The following is a 21,760-nucleotide window of genomic DNA, read 5'->3' on the forward strand; positions in this document are numbered from 1 at the left end:
TTCTTCTCCCTTTCTCTCCATACCAACCTTTGGTTGAACCGGCGGCTCATCGGGCGAAGCCCCTCTATACCAAGCTTCGCTTGAACCGCGGGCTCTTTATCGTCTTTTCATGCCTGCGCCGGCGGAGAAGCACCGACGCTCGTCAACCTTCTTCCGGTTTTCATAGGCCGCCCCAGCTACCCTTGTAGCGGCTAAGCTCTACGACACCCGCGCCGCAAGCCGGCCGGTTCCAGCCACCGTGAAATGCTTTCCGGCCAGGACCGGACAAGGCGCCCGTCTCAACACGGCCTCCGCCACGCTGCCTTTCACCACATGAGCGATCCCGCGGCGGCCCTGCGTGCCCATCACCACGAGATCGCAATCGGAGCTGTGAATGTAATCCAGAATGGAATCGGCCGGCACCCCGCCGCGAATGACGGGGCGCACCGAGACTCCCCGCGCTTCTATCTCGTCCGCCGCCTGTTTGAGCTGCGCAGCGATCTGTTGCCGGTTCTGCTCCGCCGCATGCCCGAACGTCAAATCGATGCCGTAGGAGAGCGGCTCCAATATGTGCAGGAGCGTCACCGACGCGCCGCCGTCCTTGGCGATTCGGACGCCGTACTCGAGAGCCTCCATGGAACAATCCGAGAAATCTATCGGAACGGCGACATGCATCAATCGGATCGGCCGCCCTGCCCCTTGCCTCTCCGCTTCCTCCGGCAGCCTGACCGTCAAGACAGGACAAGGAGCCATGGTCAGCACGCGTTCCGCCGTGCTTCCCAGGAGAATATGCCGCAGTCCGGTTCGCCCGTGGGTGCCGAGCACAATCAGATCCGCCCGAGTGTCCTCGGCCACGTCGCAAATAATCGCGTCCGGGATGCCGGCTCTCTGCTGATGGGTCACGGGCACGGCCGGTTGTCTCAGGCGGCCAGCGACATCGTCCAGCCGAGATCCCGATTCATGTTGATCCTGCACCGTGGTGACGTAGGCCCCTTCGTAGATTTCCAGCACGTGAAGGACGGTGACCGCTGCCCGATAGGCCGCGGCGAGAAACGCGACATATTGCTCGGCGTGGCGCGCACAGGCGGAAAAGTCGGTCGCAAACAGGATTCGTGTGATCAAGGCCGGTTCGTTTCCCATCGTCACCCTTTTCGCTTCCATAGTCGGCGCCTGAGACATGCGCTGCCTGTTATGTTTCAGACGATCGCGCCTCCTCACGGTCCGCGGCCCGCTGCGCTCCGCCGAGGCCGTAGCCGGCCCTGGCCAGCGCGCGATGCAGGGTCGCGGTCACGGCCGGGCTGTCGGAATGAGGCATCACGGTGACAGTCGGGGCGGCGCGAAGGGAGGCCAGCATCGTCTCGGCATCTTTGCCCAACAGATCGTCCGCGACCCCGTAGGGTCCGCCGGCGGATTCTTCGATCTCGTCATGACGCCGGAGGATCTCACGGATGGTGGCCAGGATCGCCGTGGTCGGCGGCGGCATCAACAGCGCCGCCAGCGCCCCGTGCTCCAACCGCAGTTGCCCGAGCGACGATGCAAGCGACGGCGCGAGCGGGGGATCGGGCCGACCCTGTTGGGCCCGTTGGAGCGCCGGGAAGACGATCTTTTCCTCCATCCCGATGTGGCGCAGGAGCCCTGCCCGGAATTCTTCATAGGGGATCGAGTCGATATTTCCCGTTTGCCCGCCGGCCTTGTCGAGCAGTTGCTCCAGTCGCCGGTGATCCTGCGTCAACAATTCCGAGATTGATCCGGCTGCTGAATGCTCTCCGCTCATGTGCCTTACCTTCCCTCGCCCGGGGTGTCCATTGCTCACGAACCATCTGAATGTATCCCATCAACGACGATTCGCAGCTTACTCTAAAACCTCGCGAGACAGCAAAGTTCGTGCCCTCGCGCCGCATGAAGGACGACGCGCCGCAGCGGCGCCAGAACCCTCAACACGAAACCAGCAAATGAGGTCGGCCGAGCGGGGCATGAGGCGTCAAGCCGGCGAGAGGAGACTGTGGCGGATCGGGACAGTCACGGGTCATGCGTCAAGCGTCATTTGTGAGAGGCGGAACTCCTTGATCGCCTCGGGTTCCTTTTGATTGACGTTTGACAGGTCACCAACGACGGTCGCCGTCAAGGCCTCTCCAGCGTTGATGAGATGAATGATGAGCTAACTTCGAGCCAGGGAGGCGGCCGAGAACAGGACAGCCAAGGCCAGCAGAAGCGAACTTCGCGCCACCCAGGGAGACCAGCGGAGGAGCAGCAGATCGGAAGCGGAGCGTTCCTGCTCCGGTCGTTTCATGATCTCCGCCACGCGAGGACCCAGCGCAAGATCATGCGCCGCCGTGAGACCGAACAAGACACCGACAAGGATCAGCTTGATCGCAAAGACAGTAGGCCAGGTAGTCGGATTGATGAGAGAGATGCCGCGCCTGGCGGCCAAAATCGGCCCGGTGACCAGCAACAGCAGCATGGCGCTCCAGGCCACCAGGCGAAACCGGCGCGCCACGATGGGGAATAGGACCGCGCGTTGCTGCGCCAGCGGCGGCTTTCGAATGACTGGCACCACGACCAACGACAGAAAGATCATGCCCCCGATCCAACTGACCGCGGCAAGAATGTGCAGCCAGGTCAGGAAGATCGTCATTCGTTATTCGTCATCGGTCACTCGTCATTCGTGAAACGGACCTCGTCGTGGATTCGGACGCATCAAGGCTCGTGGCCGCCGCGGATTCATGCCTGGCCGCGCGTCCTCATCCATCACGCTTACTGAGTGGACGCCTGGCCCTGTTCTCGATCCCGGTAGATGAGTTCGCCGGAGCTTCCGGACCCGTCGTCATAGAGCGCCACGATCTCATCCGGAAGGCGCGAACAATCCGATGCGCGGAGGTAGTCCCGCATGACCGTCCCGGTCGACTCGTTATCCAGGTTCGGCGCGCCGCGTTTGGCGACGACATCGTCGAGGTGCACCGTCCTGAAGTCGATGCTGAACCTGGTCCGTCCCGAGGTATTGGGCACGCTCGAATGCATCTGGGCGGCTGCGAACAGGATGATCCCGCCGGCGGGACAAATCAAGCGGATCTCCGGCTCCCGGTCGAACGGCTCGCTGGGGCGAGGCAGGGGGCGCGGGTCTTCCGTCAGATACTGCGCGACATGCTCTCCCCGGTGGCGTTGATTCCATTGATAATAGTTGTAGCCGCTCGACGTGTTCCGCACCGGGCGGTTCCAATAGCGGGGGTGAAAGGCCATGGCATTGTCCGATTCGATGTCGTAGATCGGAATCCACCAATTGATCTGACAGTCCGGCGCGGAGTACCAGGTGTCGCGATGGGGATGCCACGCATAGGCGATGCCCGTCGTGAGATAGTTGTCGCTCGTCGAGCTTCTCATCTTCGGCACATCGAAATAGGATTTCGTCAAGTCGCAACCCATCTCCGCAAAAATCTTCCGGATGTGTTCCTTCGATTCCGGATGATGGATGAATCGCGGCTTGAGCTTCCCGAGGATAGCCGCGTACTGCTCAACCGGGAGATGATGCTGCGCCGTGGGCGGATAGAGCGTCCCAAACGCCTCCTGGATGAGCGTCCTGGCAAAATCGCAAAAGGCGATGGTGCTGGGACGTGGCGCATAGACGAACAACTGCCCCTCGAAAAGCCGCTGCCGCCTGACGTCGTCGCTGAAGGGGGCCTCATAGTAGATCGTGTTCATCCTGGACCTCCCGGTTCTAACCCGCCGCACGACCAGCATTCACCCTTGTGAAGAGCCTTCGATCGCATCCGAACAGCACAAGGACAGATTGGGACACCAGTCCACTTCCGCCTCGACCGCGATCCTGTGCAGGCAATCGGCAGCCGGCGTCTCATCCTGCTTTCCGACAAGCTGGAAACACCGGGCGCAGATGAAGGGACAGGGCGAAGCGCAGGCGTGAGCCGGACAGCCCCCTGCCTCACCGACGCGCGACGCCCGTCTCCGGCAATAGTCTTGTGGAGCTGCCTCGGCCAGACTGTCGCGGTAACAGGAGAGTGTGCTCCATAGCCTGTTGAGGTCGGCGACCGGCCGGCCGTTCATGGTCGCGCGGGCCGGCCTAAGTTGACTCACGGCTTCGACCAGATCGAGGGCAAGATCAAGCTGCGCGGGAAAGTCGTCCAGCGTCGCGACAGTCTCACCGGCGATCCTATCCCCCTCTGTCTCCGCGCAGGCGGCCAGCATCAGGAGAAACAGACTCGGCCGCTCGCGAACCGCGGCGGCCGGGATTCCGATGATCAGGCGCATCGATCTGCACCTCTGTTCATCACTATGGAGCCTCCCCTCTCCCGTGCCCTCTCCCATGGCCTATTGCCGAGCACCCATTGCATTCGCCAGGCGCAATGGGTCCCGGAGCAACGGGCACCCCGCGGTGAAGGGGCACCGCGCTAGAACGAGATCCCCACGTACGGCCCCGCCTGGAAATAATTGTTCGTCGTGTTGGTCATGTTGGCGGTCAGGTGATACCGGGCGTCCGCGCCAAGCTTGAAGGCCTTCCACAGTTGATACTCGAATCCCGCGCCGAACTGCACGCCGACGTCCAGGTACTGCGTTTGGTTGGACGGCGGGCTGATGACGTGGATGTCCAATCCGATTGGAATGATCCAGGGCCGAAAACGGCTCCCCTCCATGAACTTGAGCTTCGGCGCCACATTGATCGTTACCATCGTGAGCTGTGTCTGCGCCGGGGTGGTGCCTCCGCCGAGCGGCACGCCGGCAACAGCCGAGAGGGTCGGGACGGCGCTCGTCACGGTCTTCGACACCAGCCGATTGAATTGCAGGCCGATCTCTCCCACCGCCCAGGTCTTGCTCATCGCCCCCCAGGCGTCTTTCGACAGGATCAAGTCGAGGCCGGCCCCGACGTACCAGCCGTAATCACCGGGATTGTTGCCCTGCCCCAGGGCATTCTGGGTGTCGGTGAAAATTTCGTTGGCCCGGTTGCCGAACATGTGCACATAGCCGCCCTTGAAGAACACCATGTTTCCGAGTTCGTCCTGCGCCCAGGCCGGCTGCAACAGGGTCAGGCCCAGAATGACCACCATCACACCCGTATACACCCATGTCCCGCGATGCCGACTGTTGTTCATACTCGTCTCTCTCCTCAAATGAGATCGGTGAGTTGCACGAACATCCGGCCGGCCCCGGCGTCTGTCTTGTAGTCTCGGTGTTGTTTTTGGTGTCTGCGTTCCTCCTGTGCAATCGCGGCGTCACGTTCGCCCGGCCGCGCCGGATCTGCGCCTCGCCAACACGGCCGGGCCGAAGTAGGCAAAGGCGTCCTTCAAGTTTGAGAAAAGGCGCTTCGCCGGTCCCATCGCCTGGTTTGTCACATATTGCAGCGTCAGCACGATCCGTTCCTCCCCCTCCGCCAAGGGGGTGACGGCATGCCAGAGCCGATCGCCGTTGAACAGCACGACGGCGCCAGGCCCCATGGGAATCCTGGTCTCCCTGATTTCCTCCGCCTGCCCCTTCAGGCGGACCCGCGCCACCAAACGGCAATGGTCCGATCGCTCGACCAATCCGATCAGCACCGTGTAGCGCCGGCCTTTGTAATAGGAGGTATCGTAATGAAACCCGATGTGGTCGCCGGGCTTGGTGTAGAAGTAGAGGGCGCAGGAATGGGGATCGTCCTCCGGACACAACAGCAGGTCCGATTCCGTGATGCGGCTCAACAGCCACCGTAAGGCCGGGGACCGGTACAGGTTGAGCGTCACCGGCGCCTGTTCCCGCAAGGTGTAGAAACTGACGCTTCCGCCCTTCTTGTGGCCCGGAACGTAATTGCGGTGCATCCTCGGCTGCACCAGCCTCGCTTCGGCCACCATGGCGTCGATCAGGACCTGCGGCAGCAGTTTGTCGAGGACGACGAACTCATCCTGCAGCCAATATTGGCTGTGCACCGACTGGAGATCCACATCGTCGCGAATCCGCTGAAGCCTCGACTCGATCTCGGCCGGCATAATCGCCATCCCCCGTCCCCTCATCGCGCATACGCGATTCATCAACGCCTCAACTGATTTCGCGGACGCGCACCGGCTTCAACCGTCAATGATCAATCGTCCTTCGAGATGAGACCACGGTGCCTACTTCCGTTCCGAGCGTGCTCGCCTGGCGCGTGCTGCCCATCAAGAACTCACCCGCCGAGATGCGGACCATGAGGTTGTTTGTCCGGAGTGCGGCCCGCTCCATCGCCGGGCGCTTTCCCTCCGTCGTCCACTCGTCAGTGCTGTCCTGCAGATCGAGTCCCCAGGCAACGCTGGCGACCACCAACAACACGGCCAACCCTAACAACAGCGTCACGACCCTATCGACGATTCTCAGCACGTCGGATTCACTCCGTTTCATGTTCGGCATCCTCCTGTCCCTGCATCACGGCGAATGCGAACGCACTGCATCCGAGAACCACCCAGCTCCATCGAAGGAACAATTCGTCAAAGACATCGAGGCTTGCAGCGCGTTTGCCGATCTGCTGCCTCGACCGTCCTCGGAAAAGCGGCGTCGTCTGAAACGTCATACGTCGACCGTCACCTGTCACAAGTCACGATGGGGCCGGCAATACCGTCAATCGTCAAAGGTCAATCGTCATTCGCGAAGAGCCAGGAATTCGTTTATCGACTCCGCTTCCGTTCGATTAACGTTTGGCGAATGACGATTGGCGAGCGGCCCATGGCCATGCCCGATCACCGCACGTCGTGTTGGCCCGCGCCGGCCGGCCCCGAGCCCTCTGGGAGGGCCAAGGACAGTTGCGTGGTCGCCGGTTCCTGCGCGTCACGGGCGCACCGGAAGCCGAGCCAGTTCATCTTGGTGTTTGGATCGGTCCCGTTCCGCATGGCGACCCGCATGGTCGTGGTGCTATCGATCCAGCCGCCGCCGCGGAAGGCTTTTTGGGTGCCCGTCTCCGGACCTTTGGGATTCCGGTCCGGCGCGACCTTGTAATAGTCCGGGTCATACCAGTCCGCCACCCATTCCGCCACATTGCCCATCGTTTGATGGAGCCCGTAGGGGCTCGCGGAGTTTTCGTACTTGTCCACCGCGATGATCGGCGGGTACATCAGCAACCGTTCCGGCCGGTCCCGCACGGGCCCAGACAGTCCCGAGCGGCCGAAGTTTGCCCGGCTTAATCCCGCGCTCTGATTGCCCCAGGGATTGATCCGGCCGTCCGTCCCTCGAGCCGCCTTCTCCCACTCGGCTTCGGTGGGAAGCCGCTTTCCGGCCCAGGCGCAATAGGCGTCGGCGTCGGACCAGGACACGTGCATGATCGGGTGATGCGCCATCGCCTCTTGGAAGTTGCCGCCGTCGTATCGCCAGTCGATCTGCGGCGGCCGGTTCGTGGCCAGCACGAACTTCAGGTATTGGAGCGCGGTCACTTCGTATTTGTCGATCTCGAAGGCATTGAGATGCACGCCGCGCTGCGGCATCTCGGAGCGATACGCCAAGCGATCCACTTTCTTGTCGCTGCCCATCAGGAACGATCCGGCTGGCACGAGCACCGTTTCGTCCTTCATCGGCCAGGAGGCGACTCGCTTCATGGCGATCTTCTTACCCTCCGCCGTCCACTCCACCGTAATATCCTGCGTGTCGAGGCCCCAGACCACCTTCGCCGACCCGAAGATGACAGCCACAACCAACAAGACGTTCATGGCCCACTCGGTTTTCTTGTGGGCATCCACTGTGTTCATTTGCATTTTTCGGCCTCCTTGTTTCATGAACCTGACCGTCAGCAGCCCACGGCGAACAGCAGGCGGCGAAGAGCGACCAGTACGCAGTTCGGAGCCGATGACCGTTCGCTGTTGTCTACCTGCCGTTGGCCATCCGCTGCTCGTCGTTCCCCACGGTCTTTGCACACCGAAAGCCGATGAGATAACTCCGGTGGCTCGGCGCTGCCGCGTTCCGCCCGGCCGATCGCGCCACTTCCGGGTCCTCGTTCCACGACCCTCCCCTGAAGACCTTGTCTTCGCCGCCGGCCGGCCCCGTCGGGTTTTCGTTGACTCCCTTCCGGTAATAATCAGGATCAAACCAATCGGCGACCCATTCGCTGACGTTGCCCGCCATCTGATAGACCCCGTAGGGGCTGATGCCTCGCTCGTAGCGGTCGACGTTCGCCAACGGAGGATACTTCACGCCCCGTTTGGACCCCGGATGCGCGATGTTGCTTTTGATCCACCCGGCCGGCTCATTGCCCCAGGGGAAGATGCGGCCATCCGCTCCACGCGCGGCTTTTTCCCACTCCGCCTCGGTCGGGAGACGTTTCCCCACCCAGCGGCAGTAACGGTCCGCTTCCTCCCAACTCACCCCGATGACCGGGTGGCGGGACAGCTTCTCCGGAAACGGGTCCTGCATCCAATATGGCGGCCACGTGGCTCCTGTGGCCAACACGAACCGGAGATAGTGAACGTTCGTGACTTCGTACCGGTCGATGGCAAAAGCATCGAGCATGACGAATCGCTGCGGCCGCTCCTGCGGCCCCGCCGCGCGATCCACCCGAGGATCGCTGCCCATCAAGAAGGATCCTGCCGGCACCAGCACCATGTCCTCCGGAACAGCCAACAGGGCCAACCGCTCCATCTCCCAGGGTTCCGCCCAGGGGTCGTGTTTAGGACTCAGGTGATCGGCCAGACCCGGTTCGGCAACACAAATAAGGGCGGCTGCGGTCACCGCCTGGAGCGCTGTGATCGAAATATTGAGCCATTTCTTCATCGCGCCGGTCTTCCGATCCACGTGCTTCGATGCGTTCATCCGGATGCCTCTCGTCGCCCCCTCTTCAGCGATCCTGCTTTTGGATCATCGGATCGATTTCCTTCTTCGTTTCCTCGGGCACGTTGTAGCGAACGTAATCATGCTCCAACACCTCGTTGGCGTAGAGCCGTCCGGTCGGGGCCGGGACCTTGATGGTCACATCCACCTTCGCCTGTGGACCGATGGTGACGGTCTGCTCCGTCGTTGTCCGAACATAGGGATGCCAGACGACCAGTTTGTAGGTACCCGGCGGCACATCCGTCAGGGTGAACCGTCCCCGCTCATCCGTCTTGGCAAAGTACGGATTCATGACGGCCAGGCCCCAGCTCTCCATGTAGGCATGAAAGCCGCACTGCATGACAAAAATCCGGCGCCCCTTGCTGAGATTCACCAATTGCTTCATCGGCGCGCCGGCCATGTGCTTGTGGTACATTCCGGCATCGCTGCGATCCTTCAAGTTGCGCGGGTGCTGCGGATTCATCGGCAGCGGCACGTTGAACAACACGCGGGGACCCAAATGAGAGGTTTCGTAGGCTTGAATGTCGTGCATGACGGGGTCCATGTTGACGACCGTGACCGATTGATTGTCCCGCACCACTGTGGTGAATGGGTGGAACAGGCAGTCTTTTGCTTCGATTTGCGGCAAGCCGCTTTCGCCGAATGGTTTGCCTTTGTCGATTCCTTCCAGATACACGACGACCTCGCGAAATTCGCCGGCTGGCCCGACTTGGAACGGTTGCAGAATGCGCCAGCCTTGCCCATCGGAGATGCGCCCGCAATAGAATTGGTCCGGCATCGTCACGAGGTTGTACCCTTTCGGCTTCGGGACCTTCCCCTCTAGCTTCACGGTGCCCATGAGAGTCCCGCCGTCCGAAACCGTGATTTCTTCATAGGCATAGGCGGGAACGCTCAGGCAGCCGGCCAACAGCCCCGCCAGAAGATGTTTCATCATTGTATTCACCCCGGCCTCCATACCAAGCTTGCTAGCCCCGGCGGCTCATCGGGCGAAGCCCCTCTTCATTGATGCCGCCGGAGAAACACCTCCAGTGATCCCTCCCGCTTTCCTCTCCATACCAAGCTTGCTAGAACCGGCGGCTCATTGGGAGAAGCCCTTCTTCTTGACGCCGCCGGAGAACGCCTTCAGTACCAGTGCTGAGTCCTGAAAGCCCAGTGCTGAGCGATGAGCGCTGAGTTCCAGATCCCACGACATGCAAGGATCCTCTCAGCAATTCCTCTTGTTCAGCACTCAGTCTCCAGGCCTTAGAACCCAGCACATTGAACTAGCCACTACAAAAAGCGATGGGGGAGCTACGTGTAACCAGCAGCTCCCCCACCACGTCTTACACCATTCCGCCCCGCTTACTTCATCGCGGTCGGAATGGCCTGAGGCTCCGGCTGCCCTTCTGCGCTCTTGATGCCGACAGCCGGCGCGCCCAGCGGTTGGATCCGCTGATCACCGACCGGCAACACGCGCAGATAACCCCACTGTCCGGACTGCGTGTAGGGCAGCCGCTGATTGGACCAGAGGAAGTCGCCCACTTGCCGGTACGGTCCACCCGCACCGCCACGGAGGAAGACATCCAAGGTCTCCGACCCGGCATACTCCACCACGCTGATCTGGTCAGCGCCCGGCATGTAGGGCTCGATCGGCCACTCATGGCCCTCCACCGAGAACATGCCGTTCTGTTCGCTGTTGGCGCCGATCACATGGATCCGAACCGGATCGCCCGCGTGCGCCTCGATGAGCGGGGTGATCGGATCCTCGGGCTTGTCCACCGTGCAAGGCTGGAAGATCTTCCCGAGGCTGCACCCCTGCTCTTCACGGAACTTGTACGGTTCCGCTCGGTAGTTGACCGCCGTCAACCCCGCCACGTTCTGCACATAGGGCATGAACGCGGTCCCGATGATATTGTCCTCGTCCTGGAAGAAGAGGGCCACATCCCGGTAGTTCCGCTTGCCCACGTTCTCCGGCAGGCTGGTATCGACGATCACGTCCGCGCGCCAGGCGTTCTTCTGCGAGAGATCGGCGCCGGTGACGGGATCGCGGTACTGCGATCCACGGGGCCCGACAACGACCGCCCCGTACAATCCGTTGCGCGGATTCACGACGATGTTGCCGCCGTCCCACACCAACGATGTCGTCTCCTTGTTGTTCGGATGCGCATAGTAGGTGTAGGTGCGGCTTTCGCCCGGAGCGATCGTCTGATCGCCGGGGTTGTTTCCGACGTTCAGCCCGAGGCTGTCTTTCGGATCGAAGGCCAGGCCCGGCGCGAAGAAGGACGCCCGGCTCGCCTTCATCTTATTTTTCAGGTTCACCTTGATGCAGTCACCGAGGTTCACCCGGAGCGTGAGCGGATGCGGCATCACGTCCCCGGCCACTTTGGTGGCTTCCTCTTCCAGCGCATAGATCTTGCCTTCCGGCACCGTCATTTCGATCTTGCGCTCGAAGTCCACCTCGATCGCCTCCGGCGCCTTCGGATGGAGCTTCAACGGGCGATCCATCGCCACCACGTTGAAGTTCTTCACCGGCGCGCCGGCCGGGCACACCGATGACGGCACGGCCGGGATTTCCACCGGCTTCGTCCCGGTCGGCAGATGCATCAGGTCCTCCGCGTGCTTCCCCAGCACGCGCACGATACCCCATCCACCTTCGGCGAAGTGCGAGCTTCGGCCGTTGAAGTGGATGTAGTCGCCCGGCATGCCTTGGAATCCGCCGGCCTTGGTCACCAGGTCATACCGCTCGGCGATCCCGACATGGATCGAGTTCTTCCGGTTGGCGTCCCCGGCGTACCGTTCCGTCAGGAACGTATGGCCCGCGATCGTCCACACGTGCGATTCGTTCATCAACTGGTGCAGCAGGCGGAACACCACGGTGTCGCCCACATACGCGCGCAGGAGCGGCGTATCCGGATCGCCGTGGATCGCGCTGCTGAACAGCTTGGACGTGTCGGGATTGTTCGCGAGACGTTGCGCGAAAGGTTCGGCTCTGAAGTTGAGCCCGCTTCCTGTCGTGTGCGTCCCGCCGTTGATGAACTGATTCGGTGCGTTCAGGATCTTTTCCGGCATCTGGAAGGACACGGTCTTCCCGGCCTCCAGCGCCACTTCGACCGGTTGTCCAGGAGGATTCCCGGCCTGGATCACGTTCACGGTATGCGGCACCGTGTCGTGGATGGATACCATCAGCTCGCGGAAGCTGCCGTTGACTCCATAGCCGATCGGCTCGCTGCTGTGAATATCCGCGATCGGACCGCTCCAGACCACCTTGCCGTTCTTCGGATCATGATAGGTCGACCCATAGGGTTCCACGATCGTCACGCCGAACCCGCCGTGCGGCCAGGTCGTCGCGCCGAACGCATGGTCGTGCCAGAACACGGTCCCCAGATCGGTGTCCACCCACCAGCGATAGCGGACGAACTCCGGGGTCACGATGTCCCCGACCGGATGGTTATGCTTCAACGGCTTCACGAATGTAATCTCATCGCCCTTGATCTCCTTGATCCGGGCGACTTCCTGGCAGCTCTTGTCGCGATTGAGTGACGTCGTGGCGTCCTTGCTCGGCTCCACACAGTCCGCGCCCACGAGCAATTCCGTGTTCACATGGTACTTCGTGGCGCCGGTTGCCATCTTGATCTTGATGGACTTGGCGCCGGCTTTCACTCCTTCCACCAGCTTGGAGTTCATCGGCACCGGCAATCCATGCTTGTTCTTCTTCTCATGCATGGTGTACGGCCGGACCGACATTTCATACTCGAACCCGGAGATCACGCCATCCGAGTTCCCCGTGTCGAACTGGAAGAAGTGGGGATGGATGTTGATCTTCGACGCTTGGAAGTTGGTGAATTCGTCGTCGTCCCACTCGCTCGTCAGGATGGAATCCACGCAGTCATAGACGTTGGCGCGGATCACGAGCGGATACTTGAGGTCGTCATTGGCCCGAACCAGCCTCTCCTCTTCGGCCAAGACATAAATCAGGCCGTCCTTGTCCACAATGGCGGGCTCTTTGCCCTGCTTCTTGGCCAAGGTGATGGGCAGCCTGATGAATTTGATGTTGTAGAACTTCGTGTTGGCATTGTCCGGACACAAGCTCCACCGGCCGTTCTCGCCCGGCTTCGCCGGTTCGCTGGTGCGCTCTCCGTTTTCGTCCTGGTGGATCGGCTCCAGCCAGGGCGCGCCGCTATGGTTGGCCGAGAACGGCACCCGTTTGCCGAAGTGCGGCTTGAACAGCGGCCAGGCCATCTTGCCGGTGGTCGGATCAAACAGAATCACCGGTCTGGTGCTGTCATCCCACTTGGCCGCGGCGGGATACTTCGGATGCTTGGCCGTGCTCTCCCGCTCGCCATAGGCCACATCGCCCTTCCAAGCCCAGTCCCAGACCGTCGCGTCATAGGCCATGATCTGGCCCTTCTCGTCGTCCGTATGGCCCGGTTTGCCCTGCGCCGGCACGAACATCTCGACCCAATCCTTGATGTTCACGACGACCGGGTCGGCTTTCCAGTTGCTCTTCTGCTTCTTGTCCACGATGTGGAACTTCTTGCCGAACCAATCGACGGTGGTGCCGATCAATTTGTCGGAGCTCACGCCCATCTTGATTCGGCCCTGACGGTCCGGCAACTCCCGGAGGTCCGGCATCGTGTCCGTGTGGCCCGCGCCGACCTGAAGGGTGTTGTACACGCGACCATAGCCCCACATGCCCGCGACATAGTGATGCGCCACGTGACAGTGGAACAGGAACTCACCCGCCAAATGCTGAGACTGACCCGCGCCGCCTTCGGCCTCAAGATCGAGCGCCTCCGACGGTCCGATGACTTCCACGTCCACGCGATCGGACTTGGTGCGAACGACCGGATACTTGATCGGCCCGTCCGCTCCTGCCGCCCAGAAGTCCTGCGGTTCCGCGCGCGGGCTGCGGATCCAACGGATGGACCCGCTGTGGGGATGGTGGGAGTGGAACACTTCCGACCCACCGTGCACGATCCGCCATTTGGTCGGGTCGCCGAGATATCCGCGCGGGATCGTCGTCGGCACATCGCCGAAGGTATAGGCGCTGTAGGCCAGCGACTCGTCCTCGAACCCGAAATACTCGTGCTGCAGGTGCATCTGGTCGATGCCGAACGGCTCGCTGCGGTAGTTGAGCGCGCGGCCGCCAGGACGGTAGGCGTCCGTCAAGGGATCGCGCTGGGGCAGGAAGTCGCCCTTCTTATTGAGCGGGCGGAACGCCTCATCGCCGATCTCGTGATAGAAGATCACGTGCTCGCGGAAATCCGGACCCGAGCCGTTGTCGATCATGACCTGCCAGCCGCTCTTGGTTTCCGGCGCCGGCCCCGTCCCGAGCGGATCGAGATACTTCGATCCCTTCGGCTCGACGATGAAGGCCCCGAACAGGCCCAACACCGTCAACTCGCGGTCATGGCTGAAGGAATGGAACTGCCGCACACCCTCCTGCATCTGCGGATGGATGTACCACTCGAACTCCTGCGACTTGCCGGGTTCCACAATCGACTCGGGGTTCGTCGTCGTGGCCGGCTTGCCGGTGGCGCTCACGATCATGCTGGAAGCCTGGATGAACAGGCTCCCGTCCTCGCCTTCCATCTGGTTGCGCAGCGTGAGCTTCACGCAATCGCCCTGGTTGGCCCGGAGCACCAGCGGCTGAATGATGTCACCCTGCAATCCGGTGCTGACGGCGCCCGGATCAAACTCCTTTTCCCGCGCCGCCTTGTTCTTCGCTTCCTCCCCCCGGACTTTGTCGATGTTTTCCGTCAACACGTACATGTAGCCGGGATAGAAATCCAACCACCGGTTCAACGTGATCTCGACGTTGATCATCGAGACGTCATACTGCTTGACCGGTGTTCCGGCCGGGCATTTGCCGCCGGACAAGGAGACGGGCTCGCCTTTTGCCGGGTCCGACATAAGCAGGAAGCTCGAGCCGTCCTGGCCCATGTACTGGTGCATCATCGACATGCCGTTAAACACGCCGGATGTGGTTTGAGCTTGGGCATCCTTCTGCGCCTGCTCCTCAAGCTTCCGCATCAACCGGTGGTGCTGAAGCTCGACCTTTTCCGAACGGCCGGCCCGCCCTTCAATGGCGTCCTCGACCACGGTCTGGCCTTTCAAGGCCTGGGTCCATCCAGGCATCGCCACCGGAGTGGCATGGCCACTGTGGGACAGGTCCCCCTCGCCGGCTGCAAAGAGTCCCGGGCCTGCGGCCAGGCTCCCAGCCAGCAACGCCGCTTGGAGGGGCAACAAGGTCCCTCGGCGGCGCCTTCGGTTATTTTGAGATAACAAGCTCGTCATACGACGGCCTCCTTGTGGTGAAAAGACCGCTCCGTCGCGGTCGGTTATACGAATGTGGATCGCAACCCTTCTCTCCCTGTATCTCCGCCCTGCCTCCGCTGCTATCCGTGACTCGCTTCAGGTCACTTCCGCCTCCCTTTGACGCCGCCCGCTTCACGAGATCACGGGTTAATGCCGGTGGAGGGCCCCATCACATGATGGGCTGGGTTATTCGGAGGCCGGTCCTAATCACCCACGCCTCCACCGGCGGCTCACCACAGCGCAATCGTCGTGCCGATCTCGGAGCCGGATCGGCCGACCTGCAGCTTTTCTCTGGCGAGACAAAGAGTTAGGTCTGTTTGCTTCGCGCGATTCCGGGCTGAGTCCGAGCGGCAAAATTTCCAGACGGTTAGACAGTCCGGCGAGGAGCCGAAGCCGCTCAACCACATTTCAAGTAGTTAGACTGTCTATTTCCTTGGACAGATGAAGACCGCAAGTGAGGCGGGAAGGGGCAGATCCGGTCATGGTACGATGGGCGGCGGGGAGGCTCATTTCTTTGAGCGCGCCTCATTTGAGATTGAAGGTCGGTCCTGCCAGGCGGGGCAGACCCATGCGTGCCGATTCTTCCAAGCTCCTGCTCTTGCTCGTCGGCGGCAGCGCCGGCGCACTCCTGACAGGTCTGTCATTACAGGTGCAATGGCCGGACTGGCGGTGGCATCAGGAACCGGTCCATTCCACAGTGGAGGCGCTGGGTGGCCTGGCTGCCATCGCCACGGCCATTGTGCTACTTCACAGGCGGAATACCTCTCCGGCCCAGAAGTGGCGTACCGTGGCGGTCGGGTTGCTGGGGATGGGCCTGTTACAGATCTTCCACGCCATGGCAGAGCCGGGCCATGCCTTCGTCTTTCTCCGCAACGTCGCGAGCCTGACCGGCAGCATCGGATTCGTGCTGACCTGGTTGGGGGATGAACCGGACCGTCCGTCCCAAACCGCCCGATGGCTCTGGATGATCCCAGCGGGGGCGTTCGCGCTCGGAGCCTGGGGACTCCTCTTTCCTGAGCAACTCCCAGAGATGATGCGGAACGGACAATGGACGGCGGCAGCCCTGGTTTCGCAAAGCCTGGCCTCACTGTTCTTTTTCGCCGGGGCCGTCCGTTTGTTCCCGGATTACCGACGAAACGTCCAAGCCGAAGACCTGCTTTTCACGTTTCTCCCGCTGCTGTTCGGCCTGGCGGAGGTCGTGTTCCTCTATTCGGTTCCCTGGGGAGCCAGTTGGTGGTTTTGGCATGGATTGGGCCTCATCGCCTGCTCGTTGCTGCTGATCTATCTGAGCCGGGGCTACCTCCGCATGGTGGATGAGCTGACTTCTGCCTTGAACCAAGCCACGCGCGCCGAACAGACATTGCGCCGAAGCGAGCAGCAACTTCGGCGGGCGATTGACGAGCGGGAGCGGATGGCGGAAGACCTCCATGACGGGGTGATTCAGTCCGTCTTCGCGATCGGTCTCAACCTCGAACGTTGCCAGCGACTCGTCACGACCGAACCGGAGGAGTCGATGACGCAGTTGGGCGCCTCCATCGCCGATCTCAAGCTGGTCATCCGCGATCTGCGCGGCTATCTGGGAGGACTGGAGCCGCCGATCTCGAACGGGCAGGGGCTCGAAGCGGCCTTGACGTCCCTGGTTAACGGCATGAATGGTTCCGGCAGGCTCAGGTACACTCTTCAGTTCGATTCCGAAGCTTCAGAGCTGGTCACCGGGGATCAGGCCACGCACCTGGTTTCCATTGCGCGGGAGGCCATGAGCAATAGTCTCCGCCATTCAGGCGCCAGCGCGGGAACCCTGTCATTCGGCTTGTCGGAAGAGGGCCTGCGGCTTGTGGTGGAGGACAATGGCGTCGGGTTCGAGGTTTCGCGTTCTCCACAGCAGGGGCACGGACTCAAGAACATGCAGGCCCGAGCAAAGAGATTCGGCGGACGTCTCGACGTGCGATCCGGGCATGGTCATGGCACAACCGTCGTCTGCACGATCCCGATCCTTCCTATGGAGCGGACGCATGCCTCTTCCTGACGAGCAGCCGATTCGCTTGCTGTTGGTGGACGACCACGAAGTGGTCCGGCTCGGCCTCAAGACATTGTTCGAGGAGGCCGGCGGCTTCCAGGTCGTCGGCGAGGCCGGCACCCAATCCGCCGCGATCGCCGAAGCCGGCCGTTTGAGACCGGATGTCGTCTTGATGGACGTCAAGCTGCCGGACGGAAGCGGCGTGGAGGCTTGCCGATCCATCCGCGCGGCGCAGCCTTCGGCCAGAGTGTTGTTTCTCACTTCCTATGCCGATGACGAGGCCGTGCTGGCGACGATTCTCGCGGGAGCCGATGGGTTCTTTCTGAAGGACGTGAGCGGCGACGACCTGGTCCGGGCGCTGAGAAAGGTCGCCGGCGGCCAATCTATCCTTGACGGCGCCGTGACGCAACGGGTCTTGGCGCGGGTCAAAACGCTCTCCAGCCTCACAGCCGCGGCGGCCGGAGAGGAGAAACAGCAGGCGCTCTCGCCTCAGGAACAGAAGGTCCTGGCGCTGGTCGCAGAGGGGAAGACCAACAAGGAGATCGCGAGCGCGCTCGCGCTCAGCGACAAAACCGTGGGCAACTACCTGAGCAATATCTTCCAGAAGCTCCAGGTGACCCGCCGCGCCCAGGCAGCCGTCTATTACACCAAACGGTTTCCGCAATGAAGGGTGTCGAAAAAGCCCGCCAGCTTTGTTGGCATCATCTTAAAAGGGTCAGGTCTTGCAATCATACACCCTCCTTCTCGGTCACCTTAAACGGGTCAGGTCTTGCAATCATACACCCTCCTTCTCAGTTTGCTTGAGCCGGCGACTCACCGTCGCGTAGTGTACACCCAAATGGTCCGCGATCTCCGTTAGCCGATAGCCATAGCACCGATAGGCCACAGCGATCTGCCGCGCCACCCCGCCTCGTCGCTGAAATAACGCCTGTAAGGAGGGCCGCTGGGCGTGGGTCTGCCGGCGCGGGATCTCGCGGATGGGCCGATTCGGTTGATGGGTGGCAATGAACTCGTCCGAGCCCAGATAGATCTGGCCCCTCAACTGCTCCCACGGCCTGGGGCCGCCCCGCCCTTCGGCGACAAAGGCGCGATACTTCTCTTGTGCCGGCCCGACTCGTTGACCAAACTGACCCAAAATCCAGTCTGTCGTCAGCCAGGGGGGAGCGTGTGTCTCGCCCACTGTGGCGCGATAACTACTCCACGGCCATAGCCGGGGATGGGGGACTAGGTTCGCTCGCACGGGATTGAGGACCACATAGCGACAGAGTTCGAGGAGATGCGCGTCTTTCTCCACGAGAATCGCGGTGAAGCGCCCTTGGAACAGATGCCCCACGCGATGATGTCGCCGGTTATAGGTCTGGGTATAGCGCCCATTCAGTTGGCGCATCCCCCGTGAGAGGTTAGGCTGCGGTGTTTCGATGAGGAGATGATAGTGATTGTCCATCAGGCAATAGGCATGGCAGCGCCACGCAAAGCGATCGACCACGTGAGCGAGCAGCGCGAGGAAGGTGGCCCGATCCCGGTCGTCCGCCACCACATCCTGCCGCGCGTTCCCGCGACTCGTGACATGATAGACTGCCCCGGCGTATTCAATCCGCAACGGCCGTGCCATAGACGCGGCAGTGTAACGGACGTCCTGCGTGATCGCAAGACCTGACCCTTTCGAGGGCTAGGGATGTTCTCCCCTATCGGCTAGGGGAAGGATTGTTCGCTCTTGACGGGATTCTCCTCTGCTTCTTTCAGCCGCGGGCGATTACAATGTGCGCATGAGCCGGAGCAGGTAGGGATCATCACCCTTCACAGAGAGGAGAGCATCATGGCGACGATATCGAGATGGAACCAGGCGTATGTCGCGGGCTCGGCAATAGCCCTCGCGGCTTTGTTGTCCTTTGGCCACAACCAGGCCCTGGCGGCAGACGCGCCAACGGAAAAGGTCAAGGTGCTCTATCATGTGGACGGCAAGGACCCCGAGGTGGCCAAGTATGCGCTGGCGCTCATCAACAAACATATCGACGCGGAAGGCGGTCCGGACAAGATCGATGTCGAGTTGGTCGTGCACGGTCCGGCGCTGGAGCTGTTCGAGAAGGACAAGATGGACGCGGAGATGACGAAACGGTTCGAGCAGATCATCGAGAAGGGCGCCAAGGCGGAGATGTGCCAGGTGTCGATGAAGATGTTCGGCAAGACGATCGAGAACCTGGCGAAGGGCTTCGTCGCCACCTTGCACCCGGTCGCGGTCAAGCGGATCGCGGACCTCCAAAGAGAGGGCTATCTCTACATCAAGCCGTGAGGAGGAGCTTTGCATGCGTTGGGTCAGTCTGAGCCTCGTCGCGTGCCTCATCGCGCTTTTCGTCGTGACGGAATCGAACGCCGCGACATTGAACGCGCCGGCGCCGTCGTTCGAACTGGTCACCTTCACCGGCGAGGCCTACAGCAACGAGTCGCTGAAGGGCCGGCCGGTCTTGCTGGTCTTCTGGACGCCCTGGTGCCGGGTCTGCCAGCGGGACTTGCCGCTCATCGGGGAGTTTGCCCAACGGGAGAAGCCGGCGTCGCTCCACATCCTGGCTATCGGGTTCGCGGACACGAGAACGAACGTCGAGCAATTCGTGAAGGCGCGGCCTGACACCTTCGTCTTCCCGACCGCCTATGATGAAGACCGATGGGTGGCGCAATCGTTCAAGATCAACGCGACCCCGACCTACGTGCTGCTGGATGCCCAGGGCCATGTCGTGCTGTTCCATCCAGGCGGAGGCATTCTGCAGAACCGGCAGTTCCGGGAATTCGTGTCCGTGCAGGGAGATTGAATGGTCTAGGCGTCGGCCAAACCGTAGGCGCGGAGTTTGTTGTAGAGGCTCGCCCGGCTGATTTTGAGCAGCTTCGCCGCCTTGACGCGATTGCCCGCGGCCTGCGCCAGCGCTTCCACGATCTTGGTCCGCTCCGCTTGGGCGGCGACGTCCCGCACGAGCGTCCGCAGGTCTTGCGAGTCCGGCGACGCCGCCGCCGGGCCGAAGAAGTCTTCCAGGGTCAACCGGTCTCCCTTGGCCGTGACGACGACCCGCTCGACGAGATTCAGCAGCTCGCGCACGTTGCCCGGCCAGTCATGGGCCGCGAGCGCCTCCGCCGCCTCCTGCGTCACCGGCTTGCAGGGGCGATTATGCCGCCGGCTCGCCTGGGCCACAAATCGATCGATCAGCAGCGGGATATCTTCGGCCCGGTGGCGAAGCGGCGGCATGAAGATCGGCAGCACAGCCAACCGGTAGTAGAGGTCCTCCCGGAACTGCTTGGCCTTCACGAGATCAAACAGGTTCTTATTGGTGGCGGAGACGACCCGCACGTCCACCTTCACCGACCGGCTGCTCCCGACCGGCTTGATCTCTCCTTCCTGCAGCACGCGCAGCAGCTTGGCTTGAAAGGTCAGCGCGGTATCGGCGATCTCGTCGAGGAAAATCGTGCCGCCGTCGGCCTCTTCGAACAGGCCGCGCCTGGTCGTCACCGCTCCGGTGAAGGCGCCCTTGACGTGGCCGAACAGCTCGCTTTCGAGCAGGGTCTCGGGCAGGGAGCTGCATTCCACCACCACCAGCGGTTTCTCCCGGCGGGGGCTGAGGCGGTGAATGGTCCGGGCGACCAGTTCCTTCCCGGTTCCGCTCTCTCCTTGAAGCAACACGGTCGCCTGGCTGTTCGCCACCAACGTAATCGTATCGAACAGCTTCCGCATGGCGGGCCCGCGGCCCACCAGCTCGCCGAGCCCAGCCCCCGGCGGCTCGTCCGAGACAGGCCATGGCCCATCCTGGACAGCCGGAGCGTCGGCATCCGGGTCCCGCGGGTCGCGAAAGAGAACCAGGACCGAATCGGTCCGGCCGTCGCTGGCTTTCAGCGGATAGGCCTGCGACATCCCGCAAGCATGGCCCGCTCCTCCGGTTGAGCAGGCTACGGATTTGACTTCGCCCGACGCGAACACTTCGGTCGCCGGACAGGCGCCGCAGGGATCCTGCCGATGGAGCATGGCTTCATAACATTTGGCCGGTTTTGAAGGGGTGACCGCCGATTCTCCAGCCGGCCAGGCTGCACGGTTGGCGTAAATCACCGTCAGGTCCGGCCCGATGACCATCACCCGTTCGCTTTGATGGTCGGCCAACGCACGGATCGCTTCGACTCGTGCGGCAAGGACGGGGTCGATGGACGAATCGGACATCTCAGGGGAGCTTCCGGCCATGGCGCCCCCATTATAAAACACCGATGACTGCCAAATGAATCGCTGAATCGGGCCTATCAGAGTCCGGGCCGCGATCCCACGTATCACTAAAGGGGGACCGAGGACGGGCCCAGAATCTCCTGCACCTTGGCCCGAAGATCGCTGATTCGAAGCGGCTTGTCGAAGTAGGCGGTAATGCCCAACGCAAGGGCATCGGCTTTGGTTTGGGCGTCCCCGAACGAGGTCATCAGAATGATGGGCGCCTGCGGCGCAAACGTGCGCAGCCGCGCCACGTAGTCGAGCCCTCCCGCGGGCATCCGTAGATCGGTGATGATCAAGTCGGGACAGGAATCCAGCACGGCCCGCAGCGCTTCGTCGCCGTCCGCCGCTTCGCGGATCGACAAGCCGAGGTCCCACAGCCCGTCACAGAGCAGGCTGCGCATCTCCCTGTCGTCTTCGACGATCAGCAACAGGCCCTCCTTTCTCTCCTTGTCTCTGTCGGCATGGGTTTTCAT

Annotated in this window: 19 protein-coding genes; 4 read left to right on the forward strand and 15 right to left on the reverse strand. The window is 61.9% G+C overall.

Translation table 11 applies throughout. The features are described 5' to 3' along the window. Nucleotides 1–198: 198 nt before the first annotated feature. The 12 genes from QWI75_RS21300 to QWI75_RS21355 form a co-directional block, all read right to left on the reverse strand. Nucleotides 199–1,140 carry a universal stress protein gene (locus QWI75_RS21300; protein ID WP_289271385.1) on the reverse strand — a complete coding sequence of 314 codons (942 nt, stop codon included), beginning with the start codon at nucleotides 1,138–1,140 and terminating at the stop codon, nucleotides 199–201. 28 nt (nucleotides 1,141–1,168) lie between these two features. Then, a complete protein-coding gene (locus QWI75_RS21305; protein WP_289271386.1) occupies nucleotides 1,169–1,753 on the reverse strand; it encodes a hemerythrin domain-containing protein in 585 nt (194 codons plus the stop codon). Between the two features lie 384 nt (nucleotides 1,754–2,137). Next, the gene (locus QWI75_RS21310) at nucleotides 2,138–2,614 is read right to left on the reverse strand and encodes a DUF4149 domain-containing protein (protein WP_289271387.1); all 477 of its coding nucleotides are present in this window, start codon (nucleotides 2,612–2,614) and stop codon (nucleotides 2,138–2,140) included. Nucleotides 2,615–2,733: 119 nt separating this feature from the next. Beyond that, on the reverse strand, nucleotides 2,734–3,675 hold the full coding sequence (locus QWI75_RS21315) for a phytanoyl-CoA dioxygenase family protein (RefSeq protein WP_289271388.1): 942 nt from the start codon (nucleotides 3,673–3,675) through the stop codon (nucleotides 2,734–2,736). A 39-nt stretch (nucleotides 3,676–3,714) separates the two neighbouring features. Further along, a complete protein-coding gene (locus QWI75_RS21320) occupies nucleotides 3,715–4,239 on the reverse strand; it encodes a hypothetical protein (protein ID WP_289271389.1) in 525 nt (174 codons plus the stop codon). Between the two features lie 140 nt (nucleotides 4,240–4,379). Then, nucleotides 4,380–5,078: a hypothetical protein gene (locus QWI75_RS21325; protein WP_289271390.1), complete on the reverse strand. Its 699-nt coding sequence runs from the start codon at nucleotides 5,076–5,078 to the stop codon at nucleotides 4,380–4,382. Nucleotides 5,079–5,198: 120 nt separating this feature from the next. Continuing rightward, complete coding sequence (locus QWI75_RS21330; RefSeq protein WP_289271391.1) at nucleotides 5,199–5,987, reverse strand: HalD/BesD family halogenase; 789 nt, start codon at nucleotides 5,985–5,987, stop codon at nucleotides 5,199–5,201. 43 nt (nucleotides 5,988–6,030) lie between these two features. Beyond that, a complete protein-coding gene (locus QWI75_RS21335) occupies nucleotides 6,031–6,330 on the reverse strand; it encodes a hypothetical protein (RefSeq protein WP_289271392.1) in 300 nt (99 codons plus the stop codon). A gap of 335 nt (nucleotides 6,331–6,665) precedes the next feature. Continuing rightward, on the reverse strand, nucleotides 6,666–7,670 hold the full coding sequence (locus tag QWI75_RS21340) for a formylglycine-generating enzyme family protein (RefSeq protein WP_289271393.1): 1,005 nt from the start codon (nucleotides 7,668–7,670) through the stop codon (nucleotides 6,666–6,668). 109 nt (nucleotides 7,671–7,779) lie between these two features. Continuing rightward, the gene (locus tag QWI75_RS21345) at nucleotides 7,780–8,721 is read right to left on the reverse strand and encodes a formylglycine-generating enzyme family protein (RefSeq protein ID WP_289271394.1); all 942 of its coding nucleotides are present in this window, start codon (nucleotides 8,719–8,721) and stop codon (nucleotides 7,780–7,782) included. Between the two features lie 25 nt (nucleotides 8,722–8,746). After that, nucleotides 8,747–9,673, reverse strand: coding sequence for a carboxypeptidase-like regulatory domain-containing protein (locus tag QWI75_RS21350; protein ID WP_289271664.1), 927 nt, complete (start codon nucleotides 9,671–9,673; stop codon nucleotides 8,747–8,749). 407 nt (nucleotides 9,674–10,080) lie between these two features. Continuing rightward, complete coding sequence (locus QWI75_RS21355) at nucleotides 10,081–15,015, reverse strand: cupredoxin domain-containing protein (protein WP_289271395.1); 4,935 nt, start codon at nucleotides 15,013–15,015, stop codon at nucleotides 10,081–10,083. A 589-nt stretch (nucleotides 15,016–15,604) separates the two neighbouring features. Between QWI75_RS21355 and QWI75_RS21360 the strand changes: the two genes are divergently transcribed. Continuing rightward, on the forward strand, nucleotides 15,605–17,062 hold the full coding sequence (locus tag QWI75_RS21360) for a sensor histidine kinase (protein ID WP_289271396.1): 1,458 nt from the start codon (nucleotides 15,605–15,607) through the stop codon (nucleotides 17,060–17,062). Further along, nucleotides 17,049–17,720, forward strand: a complete 672-nt coding sequence (locus QWI75_RS21365; RefSeq protein WP_289271397.1) for a response regulator — start codon at nucleotides 17,049–17,051, stop codon at nucleotides 17,718–17,720. Before QWI75_RS21360 ends, QWI75_RS21365 begins: the two co-directional genes overlap by 14 nt. Nucleotides 17,721–17,828: 108 nt before the next feature. Here QWI75_RS21365 and QWI75_RS21370 read toward each other — a convergent pair whose 3' ends face one another. After that, on the reverse strand, nucleotides 17,829–18,665 hold the full coding sequence (locus QWI75_RS21370) for an REP-associated tyrosine transposase (protein WP_289271398.1): 837 nt from the start codon (nucleotides 18,663–18,665) through the stop codon (nucleotides 17,829–17,831). A 204-nt stretch (nucleotides 18,666–18,869) separates the two neighbouring features. Between QWI75_RS21370 and QWI75_RS21375 the strand changes: the two genes are divergently transcribed. Both QWI75_RS21375 and QWI75_RS21380 read left to right on the forward strand, forming a co-directional pair. Then, nucleotides 18,870–19,343, forward strand: coding sequence for a DsrE family protein (locus QWI75_RS21375; RefSeq protein ID WP_289271399.1), 474 nt, complete (start codon nucleotides 18,870–18,872; stop codon nucleotides 19,341–19,343). Nucleotides 19,344–19,356: 13 nt separating this feature from the next. After that, on the forward strand, nucleotides 19,357–19,857 hold the full coding sequence (locus QWI75_RS21380) for a TlpA family protein disulfide reductase (protein WP_289271400.1): 501 nt from the start codon (nucleotides 19,357–19,359) through the stop codon (nucleotides 19,855–19,857). A gap of 5 nt (nucleotides 19,858–19,862) precedes the next feature. On the opposite strand, the gene QWI75_RS21385 is transcribed toward QWI75_RS21380, so the two are convergent. Both QWI75_RS21385 and QWI75_RS21390 read right to left on the reverse strand, forming a co-directional pair. Next, the gene (locus QWI75_RS21385) at nucleotides 19,863–21,245 is read right to left on the reverse strand and encodes a sigma-54 interaction domain-containing protein (protein ID WP_289271401.1); all 1,383 of its coding nucleotides are present in this window, start codon (nucleotides 21,243–21,245) and stop codon (nucleotides 19,863–19,865) included. A 107-nt stretch (nucleotides 21,246–21,352) separates the two neighbouring features. Continuing rightward, complete coding sequence (locus QWI75_RS21390; protein WP_289271402.1) at nucleotides 21,353–21,715, reverse strand: response regulator; 363 nt, start codon at nucleotides 21,713–21,715, stop codon at nucleotides 21,353–21,355. Between the last annotated feature and the right edge of the window lie 45 nt (nucleotides 21,716–21,760).

The organism is Nitrospira tepida, assembly GCF_947241125.1.
Lineage (GTDB): Bacteria > Nitrospirota > Nitrospiria > Nitrospirales > Nitrospiraceae > Nitrospira_G > Nitrospira_G tepida.